Source organism: Petrotoga mexicana DSM 14811 (assembly GCF_002895565.1).
GTDB classification, from domain to species: Bacteria; Thermotogota; Thermotogae; order Petrotogales; family Petrotogaceae; genus Petrotoga; species Petrotoga mexicana.
Window position 1 is genome coordinate 1 of sequence record NZ_AZRN01000005.1, and the last position, 14,855, is coordinate 14,855.

Here is a 14,855-nt window from a genome sequence, read left to right on the forward strand (position 1 = left end):
CAAGGAAGTTTTGAGATATACCAAAAAAGTTCTATTAGGAGTGATGCCAGAAAGATTCATAAAACTACCAAATTTCATCACAGAAGGAACAACATATTGTAAACAGTTATCCTTTCTGAGCTGAAATTACTCAACAAAAAATCTTTGTAATACCTTTTTCATCATCTCTTCAGTCTATTCTATCAACCATATTTGACAAGGAGCCGTCAGGGAATTGATGTTCAATAAATTTGACCCACCCTGGACAACAAGAAGTTAACATGGGTAAAAAACCACCATTTTCTAACCTTTCTTTGAACTCTGTAGCTTCCTCCATTATGGTTAAATCTGCTCCAAAATTGGTATCAAAGACCTTATCAAAACCCATTAATTTTAATGCACCAACCAACTTCCCGGTAGAGATAGTTCCAGGCTCGTAACCAAATTCTTCCGCTAAAGCGACCCTCACCGCAGGAGCGGTTTGAACTACAACGTGCTTCTCTTCATTTTCCAATTCTTTCCATACTTCGTCTATGTAAGATCTTTCAACTAGAGCCCCTGTAGGACAGACTGCCACGCATTGACCACAGAACGTACAGGTTGTTTCTTCTAAAGGCATATCAAAAGAAGGCTTAACGACAGCACCAAAACCTCTATCTATCGCTGAAAGAACCCCAACGGTTTGAAATTCGTTACACATGGTTTCGCATCTTCTGCACATAATACATTTGTTCGGATCCCTGATTATTGCAGCAGATATATCAAGGTCGTAATTGGATGTTTTACCCAAATAAGGATTGTTCACAATGTTTAGTTCAGAGGCGATTTTTTGTAGTTCGCAATCACCATTTTTTGGACATTTTAAACAATCTTGTGGATGATCGGATAACAATAACTGAACAGCGGTTCTTCGAGCTTCTACTGCCATCCTGGAATGTGTTTTTACTTTCATTCCTTCAAATACGGGCGTTGTACAAGCTGGGGCTAAAGTTCTTCTACCTTCTATTTCAACCATACATACTCTACATGAAGAAGGCTTATTTTCGATATTAATATCCTTTAAGTTCATATAACAAAGTGTTGGTATATAACCCCCAAATTTTTGAACAGCCGTTAAAACGGTATCTTTTTCGGAAGCTTCAAATTCATGGTCATTTATATATACTTTTGGCATTTATTATTTTTCCCTCCTAACCAAAAATTTTTCCCTCTTGAAAAATTTGATTTAGCGCCCCTTCACCCGATCGTTAAGGGGTAAACCCCTTAAAAACCCCAAATTCAAGGTCAAAATCATTTAAAAACATGGTTTGCATACTGCAGCAAACGATCCACATCCTGAAGGATAGAGGAATTTTTAGCTATATTTATACTATTCTTATAGCGTTAAACCTGCATGTTGAGTAACAAGACCCACATTTTATACACTTTTCTTGATCTATTGTATGAGGTTTTCTTAATTCACCTTGTATCGCTTCAGTAGGACATACCCTTGCACAGGCCGTACAACCTGTACAATTTTCTGGAATTATTTCGTACCTAATTAAATTCTTACATACACCAGCTCGACAGTTTCTATCCAATATATGTTCTTTATATTCATCCGCAAAATACCTATAAGTAGAGAGGATCGGATTTGGGGCAGTTTGTCCTAAACCACATAAGGAGCCATTTTTTACGACATTAGCCAAAGTTAACATATGATCGAGATCTTCCAATTGGGCATTCCCAGAAGTTATTTTTTCCAAAATTTCTAAAAGTCTTACGTTTCCCACACGGCATGTAGTACACTTACCACAGGATTCATCAACTGTAAATTGAAGATAGAATTTTGCAACATCTACCATACAAGTATCTTCATCCATTACAATCATTCCACCAGAACCCATCATCGAGCCTAGTGTTTGAAGGCTGTCGTAGTCTATAGGGGTATCGAGGTATTCTTCGGGAATGCACCCTCCCGAAGGACCTCCCGTTTGAACAGCTTTGAACTTTTTATCCCCCTTGATCCCTCCACCTATATCAAAGATTATCTCTCTTAAAGTTGTCCCCATTGGAACCTCAACGAGACCAACCTTTTTAACGTCTCCAGCAAGTGCAAACACTTTTGTTCCTGGAGAATTTTCTGTTCCGTATTGTTTGAACCAATCGGCTCCATTGAGTATTATAGGTGCTATATTTGCAAGTGTTTCAACGTTGTTTATCACGGTCGGCTTTTTCCATAGGCCACTATTGGCAGGAAAAGGCGGTTTGTTGGTTGGCTCCCCACGAAGACCTTCTATCGAATGGATCAAAGCGGTCTCTTCACCACAGACAAAAGCCCCGGCTCCCAGTCTGATCTCTATATCAAAAGAAAAATTACTCCCTAAAATATTTTCTCCCAGCAATCCATAATTTTTAGCTTGTGAAATAGCAACTTTTAACCTAGCAACAGCCAAAGGATACTCTGCTCTTATGTAAATAATCCCTTTTTGAGCACCAATTGCGTACCCAGCTATAGCCATACCTTCTAACACAGAGTGGGGATCACCCTCTAATACTGATCTATCCATAAATGCGCCAGGATCACCTTCATCTGCATTACATATTACGTATTTTTCGTCTCCTTTAGCTTGCATAGCGAATTTCCATTTCAAACCGGTTGGAAACCCACCACCACCTCTACCTCTCAAATTTGAATCTAAAACTGTTTGAACTACCTCTTCTCTTTTTGAGTTAAGCGCTTTTGCTAGGGCTAAATAACCGTTATTTTTTAAATAATCTTCAATGTTTTCAGGATCAATATTTCCAGCGTTTCTTAAAACGATTCTCACTTGTTCAGGCATCGTTTTACCTCCCTCAAATTGCTTTTTTGTGGGTTTCCTCTATCAACAATTCTTCTGCGATTTTTCCTTCCACTAAATGGGTTTTTACAAGATCTTTTACTTTCGATTTCGTAACGTTACCATACAATACTGGTTCTTTGCCAGGTTCATTAACTTCTACTGTTGGCTCAGCATAGCAGTACCCTAAACATCCTGTCTTAATAACTTCAATATTTTCTAATTTTTCTTCTTCTACCTCTTTTAGAAGCTCTTCATAAGTTTCATCAGCTCCTGCTGAGATACCACAAGTTCCCAAAGCAACTTTTAATACAATTTTATTCTTATTTTCTTTTTCTTTGAGTTCATTTATCAACGATTCTAATTGCTCTAAACTATTTAATTTAGGCATGGAAAAACCTCCTATTAACTATTTTTCTCTTTGGCTCTATACTCTCTAATTATTTTTCTTACATCGTTTCTTTTAAGTCTCCCATGTACTTTTTCCCCTATTTTTACCACCGGTGCCAAACCACAAGCACCTAAACACCTAACCGGATGAATGGAAAATAATCCATCCTCGGTTACCTCTTCTTCCTCAACATTTAAAATCTTTTTGAATTCGTCTAAGATTTCATTTGCTCCTCCCACGTAACAAGCTGTTCCTAAGCACACGCTTATAGGATACTTACCTTTAGGTTTTGTGGAGAAAAAATTATAGAAAGTCACAACACCATAAACTTGAGAAGAAGGGATCTTCAGTTTTTTGGCCACTAATTTTTGCACTTCATTTGGGATATATCCTAGATTTTCTTGAACTTTATGCAAAACTTCAATCAGAAAACTTCTTCTTTCTTCTTCGGTTTTGTTCGTCAAATCGAGTGAATTAAGATAAGTTTCAACGTCTTTTAATTTACTCTCAAGAAGTCCATCCATTCATTTCTTCCTCCTCGTATAATTAGGTTTTATTACACATATAGCGCCCCTTTTGCCCCGCTCCCCACCCAGAAGGATGAAGAAACTTTACCCCTTTCGCCCCACTGCCCACCCTTCTATGGAAGGGACCTTCGGTCCCTTAAATCCTGTATCCTACGCATAAAGAAGGGGAAAGTTTCTGACCACACACATAAGGAAACAAGTTAAAAAATTCACTAATAATATACCTGATTAATTATACCATTTTTTATCTTTTGGTAATTTAATAAAATTTAAACCACTTATTACTTTTTTCAGAAATCGAAACAAAATAATCTTAAAATTCTACCCAACTAAAGCCTTTTTCTGAACTTTCTACACACCTTTCTATAAACCGCATTCCCTCCACTCCGTCTTCTACAGTGGGGAAATCTAAGTCTCTTTGTTCTAAAAGTTCTCCTTTTTTCTTTTTTGTAATTGCGCTTATAAACTTATCGTATACCCTTGCAAATGCTTCAACGTAACCTTCCTGATGCCCACCAGGAGTCACATAATCGTTTTTAATAAAATCATCAACCTCTTCGCTTCCCCTTGATAAAGTTATAAAAGGGTGGTTAACTTTTGAGATCTTTAAATAATTTGCGTGCTCTTGTGACCATTCTATAGATCCTTTTGTTCCATATATACCGATATCTAAAGTATTTTCATGGCCCATAGCAATTTGAGATGTCCAGTATATGCCTTCTGCCCCATTATCATAATTTATTAGTATAGATGCATTATCATCTAGCCTATCTGGCTCAACAAACTTGTCCATTCTGGCATTTAAGGACTTTATCTTCAACCCTGTTAAAAAAGAAACTACGCTTTCCACATGTACCCCTATATCAGCGACACAGTTGGATACACCCGAAACTTTTGGATCCGATCTCCACTCGTGACGAGGATTTTTACCGGCAAAGGGGACCTTTGCCATCCACTCGCTTAAGTATCGAGCATTGATAAATCTAATCTCACCTATTTCCCCTCTTTTAATTAACTCTCTGGCGTATCTTAACATTGAATAACCTGTAAAGGTGTAAGCAACCGCAAAAAGTAGATTGTTTTTTCTTGCTAACTGTTTTAGTTCTTCAGCTTCTTTTAGAGTTATGGTTAACGGCTTTTCACACATCACATTTATTCCAGATTCTAAAAATTTTTTTGCCACTTCATAATGTGAACTGTTGGGGGTGACAATGGATACAAAATCTATTTTATCGGGTCTTTTAGACTCCTCCTCAGCCATTTCTTCATAATTTTTATACAATCTTTTCTCATCTATTTTTAACTCTTTGCCTGTTGCCAAAGTGTTTTTGAAGTTTCTAGAAAAGCTTCCACAGACTAATTCTGCCTTCCCGTGTAGATTTATAGCTTTTCTGTGGACTATACCTATTTGAGAGTCTTTACTTCCACCTACCATTCCATAAGTCAATCTTTTGAACATATTTTACCCCTCCTCTTATTTGAGTTTTTACTTTCTTTAGCATCTCTAACCTTTCTTTAGCGCCCTTTCACCCCGCTCCCCACCCATAAGGATAAAGGAGTATGGTTTTGCCCCGAATTGCACCCTATCGAGTTTGGTTTTAAAACTTTACCCAAACGCTCCCATTTTTTGAACTTTCTACACATTTTTCAATAAAACTCATCCCTCTTAATCCCGCATTTACACTTTGAAAATGGGCATTATCGTTGGTTATAATTTCACCGTTCTTTTTATTTATTAAATCGGTGATAAACATGGAATAAGTATTTTTGAAACCTATGTTCGTTCCAGGAATTTCATTCACATTTTGAACTATCTCTTCTTTTTGGTCTTCACGCAAAATCGTTAATTTGTTTGCTTGATTAAAACTCCATTTCAATGTAGCTTCTGAACCAAACACAGAAAGACTAAAATTGTTGTTCTCTCCAACAGCAATTTGAGACATAAAAAGTAATCCCTTACTTTTATCTTTGAAATTTATCATCACGGTGGAATTATCTTCCAATTTTCTTGATTCACCGAAAGTATCAAGGCGTGCACACAAACTATCGATCTCTTTTCCAGTAAGATATGAAACCATGTTTTCCACATGACTGCCTATGTCGGCTGTAGTATTAGCCAAACCACTTTGGTTTGGATCCAACCTCCATTGAGCTTGTTTGTTTTCATCTTCGATCTTTTTTGCAAGCCATCCTTGAATATATTGTACATTAACGAATCTTATTTCACCTAACTTACCTTTTTCTATTTTGTTCCTCGCTAACGAGACCACCGGATATCCCACGTATGAATACGTTACACACACCAAAAGATCGTTATCATCTGCTAACTGTTTTAGTTCTTCAGCTTCTTTTACTGTTGTTGTTAGTGGTTTATCGCAGACAACATTTATACCTTTTTCTAAGAAGGCTTTAGCTATTTCATAGTGGAAAGCATTCGGAGTAGCAATAACGACAAAATCAATTTTATTTTTCTTTTTGCTCTCCTCTTCGGCCATTTCCAAGTAATTTTCATACAATCTATCTTTCTTTATACCCCATTTTTTGCCTGTTTTTAATGTTTTTTTATAATCCCTTGAAAAACAGCCACTAACTATGCTTGCCCTTCCATCTGATAATATTGCGTTTCTATGTGCTTCGCCTATCATAGAATCTATGGATCCACCAACCATTCCGTAGGTTATTTTTTTTGACATAACACACCTCCATTAAAAGATTCCTTTTTATTTATTTTAACATAAATGTTTTTTCTTTTAAAAAAATATGGTATAATTTAAATACGGCAAATTTAGTCTGTTTTTTCACCAGTTATCATTAAAAATGTTTGATTCAAAAAGGAGGGATCTATAGCATGGCAGGAAGATTGGAAGGGAAAGTTGCTATTATTACAGGAGCCGCAAGAGGAATGGGAAGAGCTGAAGCTGAACTCTTTGCAAAAGAAGGGGCAAAGGTCGTTGTTGCAGATATTTTAGAGAACGAAGCAAAAGAGGTAGCAGATAAAATCAACAAAGATGGATTTGAAGCAATGGCTGTAAAACTTGATGTTACAAAAGCTGATGAATGGAAAAAAGTTGTTGAACAGGTAACAGAGAAATGGGGTAAGGTAGATGTTTTAGTAAACAATGCCGGTATTTTAAGCATGAATGGAGTAGAAAACGCCTCAGAAGAAGAATGGGATCGTGTAATGAACATAAACGCAAAGAGCCAATTTTTAGGTATAAAGTACGTGTTACCCGCAATGAAGAAAGTAACAAAGGGTTCTATAATCAATATTTCTTCTATTTATGGACTCATAGGTAGTGGAGCTGCTGTGGCGTACCATGCTTCAAAAGGTGCTTCAAGATTGTTAACAAAAACAGTTGCTGCTGAACTTGCTAAATACAACATTAGAGTAAATTCTATACATCCTGGTGTAATAAGAACACCGATGACTGACGAACTGTTAAAAGATGAACAATCCGCTAAAGAACTCCTTGGAACTACCGTATTGGGTAGACCTGCTGAACCTGAAGAAGTTGCCAATGGAGCATTATTCTTAGCTTCCGATGAATCCTCGTTCATGACAGGTTCTGAATTGGTTATTGATGGAGGATATACTGCATTATAATTATGAACCGTAGTATAAAAACATCCGCGTGAAGCGGATGTTTTTTATGTGCGCCCAGCATAGATGCACATATATAGGTTTGCTCACAGCAGACCTTTTATATCTTCGGGTGGAAAACTGAACCGGAGCTTGGGGTTGTCTTTCAAAAGCTTAAAAATTTATTCAGTATTCAAAAACTGCTAAATAACATGTGCTACGACGGGTTCTTTGTGCAACAACCTGCTAACGAAATCTGTGACACGGCTTGCCAATTTCATTCATCTTTTTCATGACCTAACTTTTTGAAGAATCTCCACTATCTCTTCTGTTTTTAAAACTTTACCATAAGAAACCACTTTCCCATCCACAACGAGAGCAGGGGTTGCCATAACACCATAAGCCGCAATTTCCGAAAAATCTGTTACATGGTCAATCGTCGTATCCATACCAAGCTTCTGGAGAGCCCCTTTTGTTGCCGCTTCAAGTTGATTGCATTTCGGACATCCGCTTCCAAGTATTTTAACGCTAGCACTCCCAGTTTTAGCATGTTGTGGCTTTGCCATGCCTCCTGTATCATGGTTTTCTCCGTAGCAGGATGTTGTTTCTTTCTTTTTCTTTTCAAATAGTGACATTTTTATTACACTCCTTTTTATTCATTTTTTGTTGTTTAATTGATAACAACTATTTGGAATCTTTTCCAACATATAATTGGATTATAGACACAATTGAACCTTGTGTGGTACAACACCTTGTGATGTAAATGCCACATTCCATACAGATCGTATAATCAATAGCTGGACACTAAGTTTTTTACTTATATTTTTTTCTACTATAGGATCAATCCTTGAATAGCGTTAAAAAAATAACCTACAATAATGATACCCATGGTGCAGATTGCGATAAATAGTGCCAAGAGCTCCGTTTTGACAGCTTTGCGCAACATAATCATAGATGGTATAGACAGCGTTGTGACCGCCATCATAAACGAAAGAACGGTGCCGAGATCAGCACCTTTAGATAATAGAGCTTCTGCAATTGGGATGACACCAAAGATGTCAGCATACATCGGTATACCGACAAGTGCGGCTAAAACGACTCCAAACGGATTTTTACTACCGAGCACGGCGTTAATCCATTCCCCGGGAATCCAGTTGTGAATAATGGCGCCAATGCCTACACCGATCAGAATATATGGAAACACCTTTTTAAAGGTGGACAGTATTTGGTCCTTAGAGTAAACCAGTCTATCCTTTCTCGTCAGGTTGGGTGCTTCTATATCTACATTTCCAGCCATCATAATAAAGCTTTCAACGTACTTTCCCATTCGTAACTTTTCTATAACCGTACCACCTACTACCGCGATAATCAATCCGAGTATTACATACACGACCGCGACTTTTGCTCCGAAAATACTCATAAGCAGAAGCAGTGAACCTAGGTCGACCATGGGGGAAGAGATAAGAAACGAGAAAGTTACCCCCACAGGAAGCCCTGCAGATGTAAATCCGATAAACAAAGGAATGGATGAACAAGAACAAAAAGGCGTTACCGTGCCTAGTAAAGCCGCGACAGAGTTAGCGCCAACACCTTGGAATCGACCTAATATTTTCTTACTCCGTTCTGGTGGAAAAAAGCTCTGAATGTAACTGATAAAGAAAATCAGTAAACACAGCAGTATGATTATCTTAATGACATCATATAGGAAAAACTCGATGCTACCACCTATGCGGGTAGATGTATCTACTCCTAGACCTGAAAGGATATTTTCAATCAAGGTATTAAGCCATTTCATGCCAAGAAGCTGATATTGAATAAATTCCCAAATCTCTTTTAATATTTGCATTCTAGGAAAACCTCACATATAATAATAACATATCAAAAATATTTGATGTGTTATTATTATATGAGTAAAATCAAAATTTGTCAATATGTTATGATTATAATCTTCAACTAGGACTTATAGCACAGGTGTTACACACTGTCCAGAAAGAGAATGTTTTTTATATGTCAGATCATAATTAGCTGCTATCAAAATAAATTATTGCAATTTATTATTCTTGAATACTTTTTATTTGAAATTTTTCCCACATTGTTGTATAATTTAACGGTTAAAAAATCGTCTAGGTTAGGAGGAAAAACATGAAGGTTTTAGTGATCAACTCAGGTAGTTCTTCAATTAAATATCAACTTCTTGAAATGGATACAGAAAAAGTTTTAGCTAAAGGATTAGTCGAAAGAATAGGTATAGAAGGATCAAGAATCATCCACAGAAAAAACGAAGAAAAATATGTTATAGAGAAGGTTATAAAAAATCATGAAGAAGGATTAAAAGAAGTTTTAGATCTCTTAACTTCTGAAGATTACAAGGTCATTTCGTCTCTAAACGAAATAGATGCGGTTGGACACAGAGTGGTGCACGGGGGCGAACGATTTTCTTCTTCTGTTATTATTGATAAGGAGTCTTTGGATGCAATTGAAATGATGTCATTTTTGGCACCTTTGCACAATCCAGCAAATGTCATGGGAATAAAGGCGGCGATGGAGCTTTTACCCAATGTTCCACAAATCGCGGTATTTGATACTTCTTTCCACCAAACTATGCCAAAAACATCTTTCTTGTATGCAATTCCTTATGAGTACTACGAAAAATACAAGATACGACGTTATGGGTTCCACGGGACAAGTCATAAATATGTTTCAAGAAGGGCAGCTGAGATATTGGGAAAAGATATAAAAACACTTAAAATCATAACCTCACACATTGGAAATGGAGCATCCATTGCCGCTGTAAAAAATGGTGAATCTTTCGACACTTCAATGGGATTCACTCCTTTAGAGGGTTTGGTTATGGGAACAAGAAGTGGGGATATAGATCCTGCTATTGTTTCATTTCTGGCTCAAGAAGAGGGATTAACAGCAAAAGAAGTAGTAGAAATATTGAACAATAAAAGTGGAGTCTATGGAATAACGAAAGGTTTCTCAAGTGATATGAGGGATATTGAAGATAAAGCATTAGAAGGAGACAAAGTTTGTCGGCTTGCACTTGATATTTATGAGTATAGGATAGCCAAGTATATTGGAGCTTATGCGGCAGCGATGAACGGGGTAGATGTTATCGTGTTTACCGCTGGTGTAGGAGAGAATTCTCCAGTAACAAGGGAAGAAATATGTGAAAAGTATTTAACTTATCTTGGTGTAAAGATAGATAAAGAGAAAAATAATTTTAAAGGCTTAGAAAGGGTTATAAGTACTCCTGATTCTAAGGTAACAGTGTTGGTAGTTCCTACAAACGAAGAGCTTATGATAGCAAGAGAGACAAAAGAATTAGTTTCAACAAAAAATTAAATTCTAAAATATTGTATTAAATTAATGAAACTGTAGAGCAACTAATAAGTTAGCTCTACAGTTTTTTTAGAACTGATTATCAAAAAATTGCTTCGTCAATATTATCAAGATTGTATGGGGTTTGTTGATAAACATAGTAATTTAACCAATTGTTGAATAAAATATAAGCATGACTTCGCCATCTTACTACGGGACGTTTTTCTGGATCATCATGTGGGAAGTAGTTTACAGGGATATCAATGTCCATACCTTTTTCTAAATCACGATAGTATTCTTTTTTTAAAACCTCTGGATCGTATTCCGGGTGTCCTGTAACAAAAACTTGCCTACCATCTTTTCTTTCAACTAAATAAACACCAGCTTTTTTAGATTCAGCTAGGATTATTAGTTCTTTTATAGGTTCAATATCTTCCCTTTTAATCTGGGTATGTCTAGAATGAGGAACCCAAAACGTATCATCAAACCCTCTAACCAATGGCGAGTCTTCACAACTTACCGAATGCTCGAATACACCGAATATCTTCTTTGAGACATGATATTTGTTTATACCATAATGATAGTACAACCCCGCTTGAGCACCCCAACAAATATGAAGAGTAGAGAACACATTTTTCTTTGACCATTCCATCACTTCTTTCAGCTCTTCCCAATAATCCACTTGTTCAAAATCAAGAGTTTCAACAGGGGCTCCTGTAATGATTAATCCGTCAAACTTTCTGTGATTTATCTGATCAAAAGATTTATAAAAGGTGTCTAAGTACTCTTGCGATACGTTTTTGTGGCTATGTGATACCATCTTTAAAAGCACTACATTTACTTGCAAAGGGGTGTTTCCTAACAAGCGCAATAATTGAGTTTCGGCAACTATCTTGTTCGGCATTAGATTCAAAATAACAATCTCTAAAGGTCTTATATCTTGATGTATCGCCCTCTCTTCAGTCATTAGAAATATGTTTTCTTTTCTCAATACATCTGCAGCAGGTAAGTTTTCAGGTATTTTTATAGGCACTTTTAACACTCCTTTCGTTCTGTCCCGGATGAACTTAAAAAATGGTTATTAATTACTAGTTGCTTTAGTTAGAGCTGAATCAATATCCTCGATCAAATCTTCTATGTCTTCTATCCCAATGGATAGTCTAATCATATCAGGACTTACCCCAGAAGCCAACTGTTCTTCTTCACTTAACTGCCCATGCGTAGTACTAGCCGGATGAACGGCGAGTGATCGAACATCCCCAACATTAGCAACATGGGAAAATATTCTTAACCCTTCAATAAACCTTTTTCCTGCTTCTACTCCACCTTTTACTCCAAAGGAAAGCATGCCTCCAAAACCATGTTTTAGATATTTAATTGCATTTTTATGAGTTTTATGATTTATCAATCCCGGATAATTTACCCAACTCACCCTCGAATCCCCGGATAGAAATTCTGCAATTTTCATTGCGTTAGAACAATGTCTTTCCATTCTCAAACTCAATGTTTCAATGCCCTGCAATATTAAAAAAGAATTGAAAGGACTTATTGAAGTACCTAGATCTCTTAACCATTGGGAACGAGCTTTCGAGATATAGGCAGAGTTGCCAAATCTTTTATAAAAGCTTATCCCATGAAAAGCAGGGTCTTCTTCAGTTAACATACCGAATTTACCATTGTTCCAGTCGAAATTTCCACTATCAACGATAATTCCACCAATTGAATTACCGTGCCCGTTCAAATATTTGGTTAAAGAGTGAACAACGATATCAGCACCAAATTCGAAAGGTTTGCACAGGTAAGGTGTGGCGAAGGTGTTATCTACGATCAAAGGAATACCATTCTCATGAGCTATCTTAGAAATCCGCTCAAAATCAGGTACAGAAAGTTCGGGATTCCCGATAGTTTCCACATAAACCGCCTTTGTCCGATTATTTATATTATTTTTCAAGCTATCCATATCGTCAATATCAAAGAAGTTGGGCTTTATTCCAAATTTACTCAAAGAATTTTTGAATAATGTGAATGTTCCACCATACAAAGAGCTTGCTGTAAGTATTTCATCCCCTTCTTCCATAATGTTTAACACCGCTATCGCTTCTGCAGCTTGCCCCGAGGAAGTGGCTAAAGCACCTACACCACCTTCCAAAGCAGCAACTCTTTTCTCCAACACATCGGTCGTTGGGTTCATTATACGTGTATATATATTCCCGGATTCTTCCATGTTGAAAAGCCTAAGGGCATGAGCTGAGTCTTCAAAGGTATAAGATGAAGTCTGGTAAATTGGTACTACGTTAGCCCCGGTGGTTGGCTCTTTTTCAAAACCCGCATGAACCATTAAAGTATCAAAGTTGTGATTTCTTTCTTCCATGTTTTTCCTCCTCATTTGTTTAAAATTATAGTGATTTGAGAAACTCTAAAACTTGTGTTAGCGCCCCTTTGCCGAATCGTTAAGGGGTAAACCCCTTAAGATCCCCGTGCATCATTTGCTTCGCAAATGAGAATTTGGATATTACTTCTAAAGCATTATGAAAATGCTTTTTGCATAAAACGGCAAAAGCTTCGCAAAGGTATTATAAAGAACCATTTTGCACAAAGCTGCAAAAAAACATAGTTTGCACAATACAGCAAACTCTCCTCACCCAGAAGGATGAAAGAGTTTCAACCTCTTTACCCTACTTCCCACCCATAAGGAAGGAGGACTAAGGCTCCATTCCCACAAGGTTGAAGTAAGGCTTCTGTCAACAGCCAGATTAATGAGATTTTTAACGGTAAAGTGGCAATTTTTACCTCTAAAGTGTTATAATCAATAACAGCTGTAATAAAGTAAAAAGAAGGGATTAAGTAAATGAATTGGGTTATACCTATTATTATCTTTTTTGACCAATTAACTAAAAAACTTTCAGAAACGTTTCTTCTAGAAAATACCATTAAAATTGGATTTTTTCAATTGACTTATGTTGAAAACACAGGCATTGCCTTTGGACTTTTTAAAGGCATGGCTTTGTTTCATGGAATCTTCTCTACACTAATAGTAATTTTTCTTTTTATCTTAAAAGAAAAATATAAGTTTTTTAATACTTCATTTGACTTGGGTATCACTTTTATCATAGGAGGAGCTTTAGGTAATATCTTTGATAGAATCAGGTTAGGATACGTTGTAGATATGATATATTGGCCAAACTTTTCTATATTCAACGTAGCTGATATATTCGTGACTTTTGGTGGCGTGATTTTATTATACCATTTTTTTAAAAGGAGCAAATATGGAAAAAAGAATGTACAAAGTTGAAAAAGAAGATGAACAAAAAAGGCTCGACGTATACATCGTCGAAAAAATGCCTATTGAAATTTCTAGGAATCTCATCCAAAACGCAATAATTAAAGGACAAATTACCGTCAACGGATCTCAAAAGAAACCTCATTACAAAGTTAAACAAGGCGACGAAATTCAAATAGATTTTCATGAAGTGGTAGAAGAAACCAAAGAAGAGGAAATCTTACCAGAAAATATACCATTGAATATACTGTATGAAGATGAGGAATTAATCGTCATTAACAAACCTGCTGGTTTGATAGTACATCCAACACCGAGTATTAAAACTGGTACTTTGGTTAACGCCCTAATGTACCATGTAAAGGATCTTGACAAAAAGATGCAAGATCCTACTAGATTAGGAATTGTTCATAGATTGGACAAAGAAACCTCTGGTGTGTTAGTCGTAGCAAAAAATGCTTTTTCACATCACTTACTTTCAAAAGAATTCAAGGAAAGAAAGACAATGAAATACTATTTAGCCCTAATTGAAGGAACACTGAAAGAAAAAGAAGGAGAAATAAACTTACCTTTGGGAAGACATCCTATTTTAAGGCACAAAAGGGCTGTTGTGTACAACGGAAGAGAAGCGTTAACTGAATACAAAGTGTTAAAAGAATTTGAAGATCTTGCCACGTTGGTTTGGATAAGGCTTAAAACAGGAAGAACCCATCAAATCAGAGTGCATTTCAAATACATCGGTAATCCAGTAATCGGGGATTCTTTGTATGGAAAAAATAAAATAGAAAAGAATCTTCAAATACCTGTAGACAGACAAATGCTCCATGCATTGAAATTAGGTTTTTACCACCCAAAAAGTAACGAATGGATGGAATTTTTGGCTCCCTTACCCGATGATTTTAAAAATCTGTTGATCTCTCTAACAAACCTAAAAGGGCGAAATTCTTGACGGAGGACC

General features: G+C 36.5%; 14 protein-coding genes. 4 read left to right on the forward strand and 10 right to left on the reverse strand.

Features of this window, described 5'->3' with window-relative positions; genetic code table 11:
* Positions 1-169: 169 nt before the first annotated feature.
* The 6 genes from X927_RS01420 to X927_RS01445 form a co-directional block, all read right to left on the reverse strand.
* Entirely contained in the window at positions 170-1,153 is a 984-nt protein-coding gene (locus X927_RS01420; protein WP_245855444.1) for a [Fe-Fe] hydrogenase large subunit C-terminal domain-containing protein, read from the reverse strand.
* Positions 1,154-1,343: 190 nt separating this feature from the next.
* On the reverse strand, positions 1,344-2,801 hold the full coding sequence (locus tag X927_RS01425) for an NADH-ubiquinone oxidoreductase-F iron-sulfur binding region domain-containing protein (protein ID WP_103076342.1): 1,458 nt from the start codon (positions 2,799-2,801) through the stop codon (positions 1,344-1,346).
* A gap of 13 nt (positions 2,802-2,814) precedes the next feature.
* Positions 2,815-3,189 (reverse strand): (2Fe-2S) ferredoxin domain-containing protein, encoded by a 375-nt coding sequence (locus X927_RS10225; protein WP_103076343.1) that lies wholly within the window; start codon positions 3,187-3,189, stop codon positions 2,815-2,817.
* A 14-nt stretch (positions 3,190-3,203) separates the two neighbouring features.
* Entirely contained in the window at positions 3,204-3,713 is a 510-nt protein-coding gene (locus tag X927_RS01435; protein ID WP_103076344.1) for an NADH-quinone oxidoreductase subunit NuoE family protein, read from the reverse strand.
* Between the two features lie 316 nt (positions 3,714-4,029).
* Positions 4,030-5,175 carry a Gfo/Idh/MocA family protein gene (locus X927_RS01440; protein ID WP_103076345.1) on the reverse strand — a complete coding sequence of 382 codons (1,146 nt, stop codon included), beginning with the start codon at positions 5,173-5,175 and terminating at the stop codon, positions 4,030-4,032.
* Positions 5,176-5,314: 139 nt separating this feature from the next.
* A complete protein-coding gene (locus X927_RS01445) occupies positions 5,315-6,409 on the reverse strand; it encodes a Gfo/Idh/MocA family protein (protein WP_103076346.1) in 1,095 nt (364 codons plus the stop codon).
* Positions 6,410-6,564: 155 nt separating this feature from the next.
* On the opposite strand from X927_RS01445, the gene X927_RS01450 reads away from it, so the two are divergent.
* The gene (locus X927_RS01450; RefSeq protein ID WP_103076347.1) at positions 6,565-7,320 is read left to right on the forward strand and encodes an SDR family NAD(P)-dependent oxidoreductase; all 756 of its coding nucleotides are present in this window, start codon (positions 6,565-6,567) and stop codon (positions 7,318-7,320) included.
* A gap of 266 nt (positions 7,321-7,586) precedes the next feature.
* On the opposite strand, the gene X927_RS01460 is transcribed toward X927_RS01450, so the two are convergent.
* Both X927_RS01460 and X927_RS01465 read right to left on the reverse strand, forming a co-directional pair.
* The gene (locus X927_RS01460) at positions 7,587-7,931 is read right to left on the reverse strand and encodes a thioredoxin family protein (protein WP_103076348.1); all 345 of its coding nucleotides are present in this window, start codon (positions 7,929-7,931) and stop codon (positions 7,587-7,589) included.
* 197 nt (positions 7,932-8,128) lie between these two features.
* Positions 8,129-9,142 (reverse strand): permease, encoded by a 1,014-nt coding sequence (locus X927_RS01465; RefSeq protein ID WP_103076349.1) that lies wholly within the window; start codon positions 9,140-9,142, stop codon positions 8,129-8,131.
* Positions 9,143-9,438: 296 nt separating this feature from the next.
* Here X927_RS01465 and ackA point away from each other — a divergent pair, with 296 nt between their 5' ends.
* The gene (ackA, locus tag X927_RS01470) at positions 9,439-10,644 is read left to right on the forward strand and encodes an acetate kinase (RefSeq protein ID WP_103076350.1); all 1,206 of its coding nucleotides are present in this window, start codon (positions 9,439-9,441) and stop codon (positions 10,642-10,644) included.
* A gap of 79 nt (positions 10,645-10,723) precedes the next feature.
* On the opposite strand, the gene metA is transcribed toward ackA, so the two are convergent.
* Both metA and X927_RS01480 read right to left on the reverse strand, forming a co-directional pair.
* Entirely contained in the window at positions 10,724-11,653 is a 930-nt protein-coding gene (metA, locus tag X927_RS01475; protein ID WP_103076351.1) for a homoserine O-acetyltransferase MetA, read from the reverse strand.
* A gap of 48 nt (positions 11,654-11,701) precedes the next feature.
* On the reverse strand, positions 11,702-12,991 hold the full coding sequence (locus X927_RS01480) for an O-acetylhomoserine aminocarboxypropyltransferase/cysteine synthase family protein (RefSeq protein ID WP_103076352.1): 1,290 nt from the start codon (positions 12,989-12,991) through the stop codon (positions 11,702-11,704).
* A 477-nt stretch (positions 12,992-13,468) separates the two neighbouring features.
* Between X927_RS01480 and lspA the strand changes: the two genes are divergently transcribed.
* Together lspA and X927_RS01490 are read left to right on the forward strand one after the other, a co-directional pair.
* Complete coding sequence (gene lspA / locus X927_RS01485; RefSeq protein ID WP_103076353.1) at positions 13,469-13,912, forward strand: signal peptidase II; 444 nt, start codon at positions 13,469-13,471, stop codon at positions 13,910-13,912.
* On the forward strand, positions 13,887-14,846 hold the full coding sequence (locus X927_RS01490) for an RluA family pseudouridine synthase (RefSeq protein ID WP_103076354.1): 960 nt from the start codon (positions 13,887-13,889) through the stop codon (positions 14,844-14,846). The genes lspA and X927_RS01490 overlap by 26 nt, the downstream gene beginning before the upstream one ends.
* Positions 14,847-14,855 lie beyond the last annotated feature (9 nt).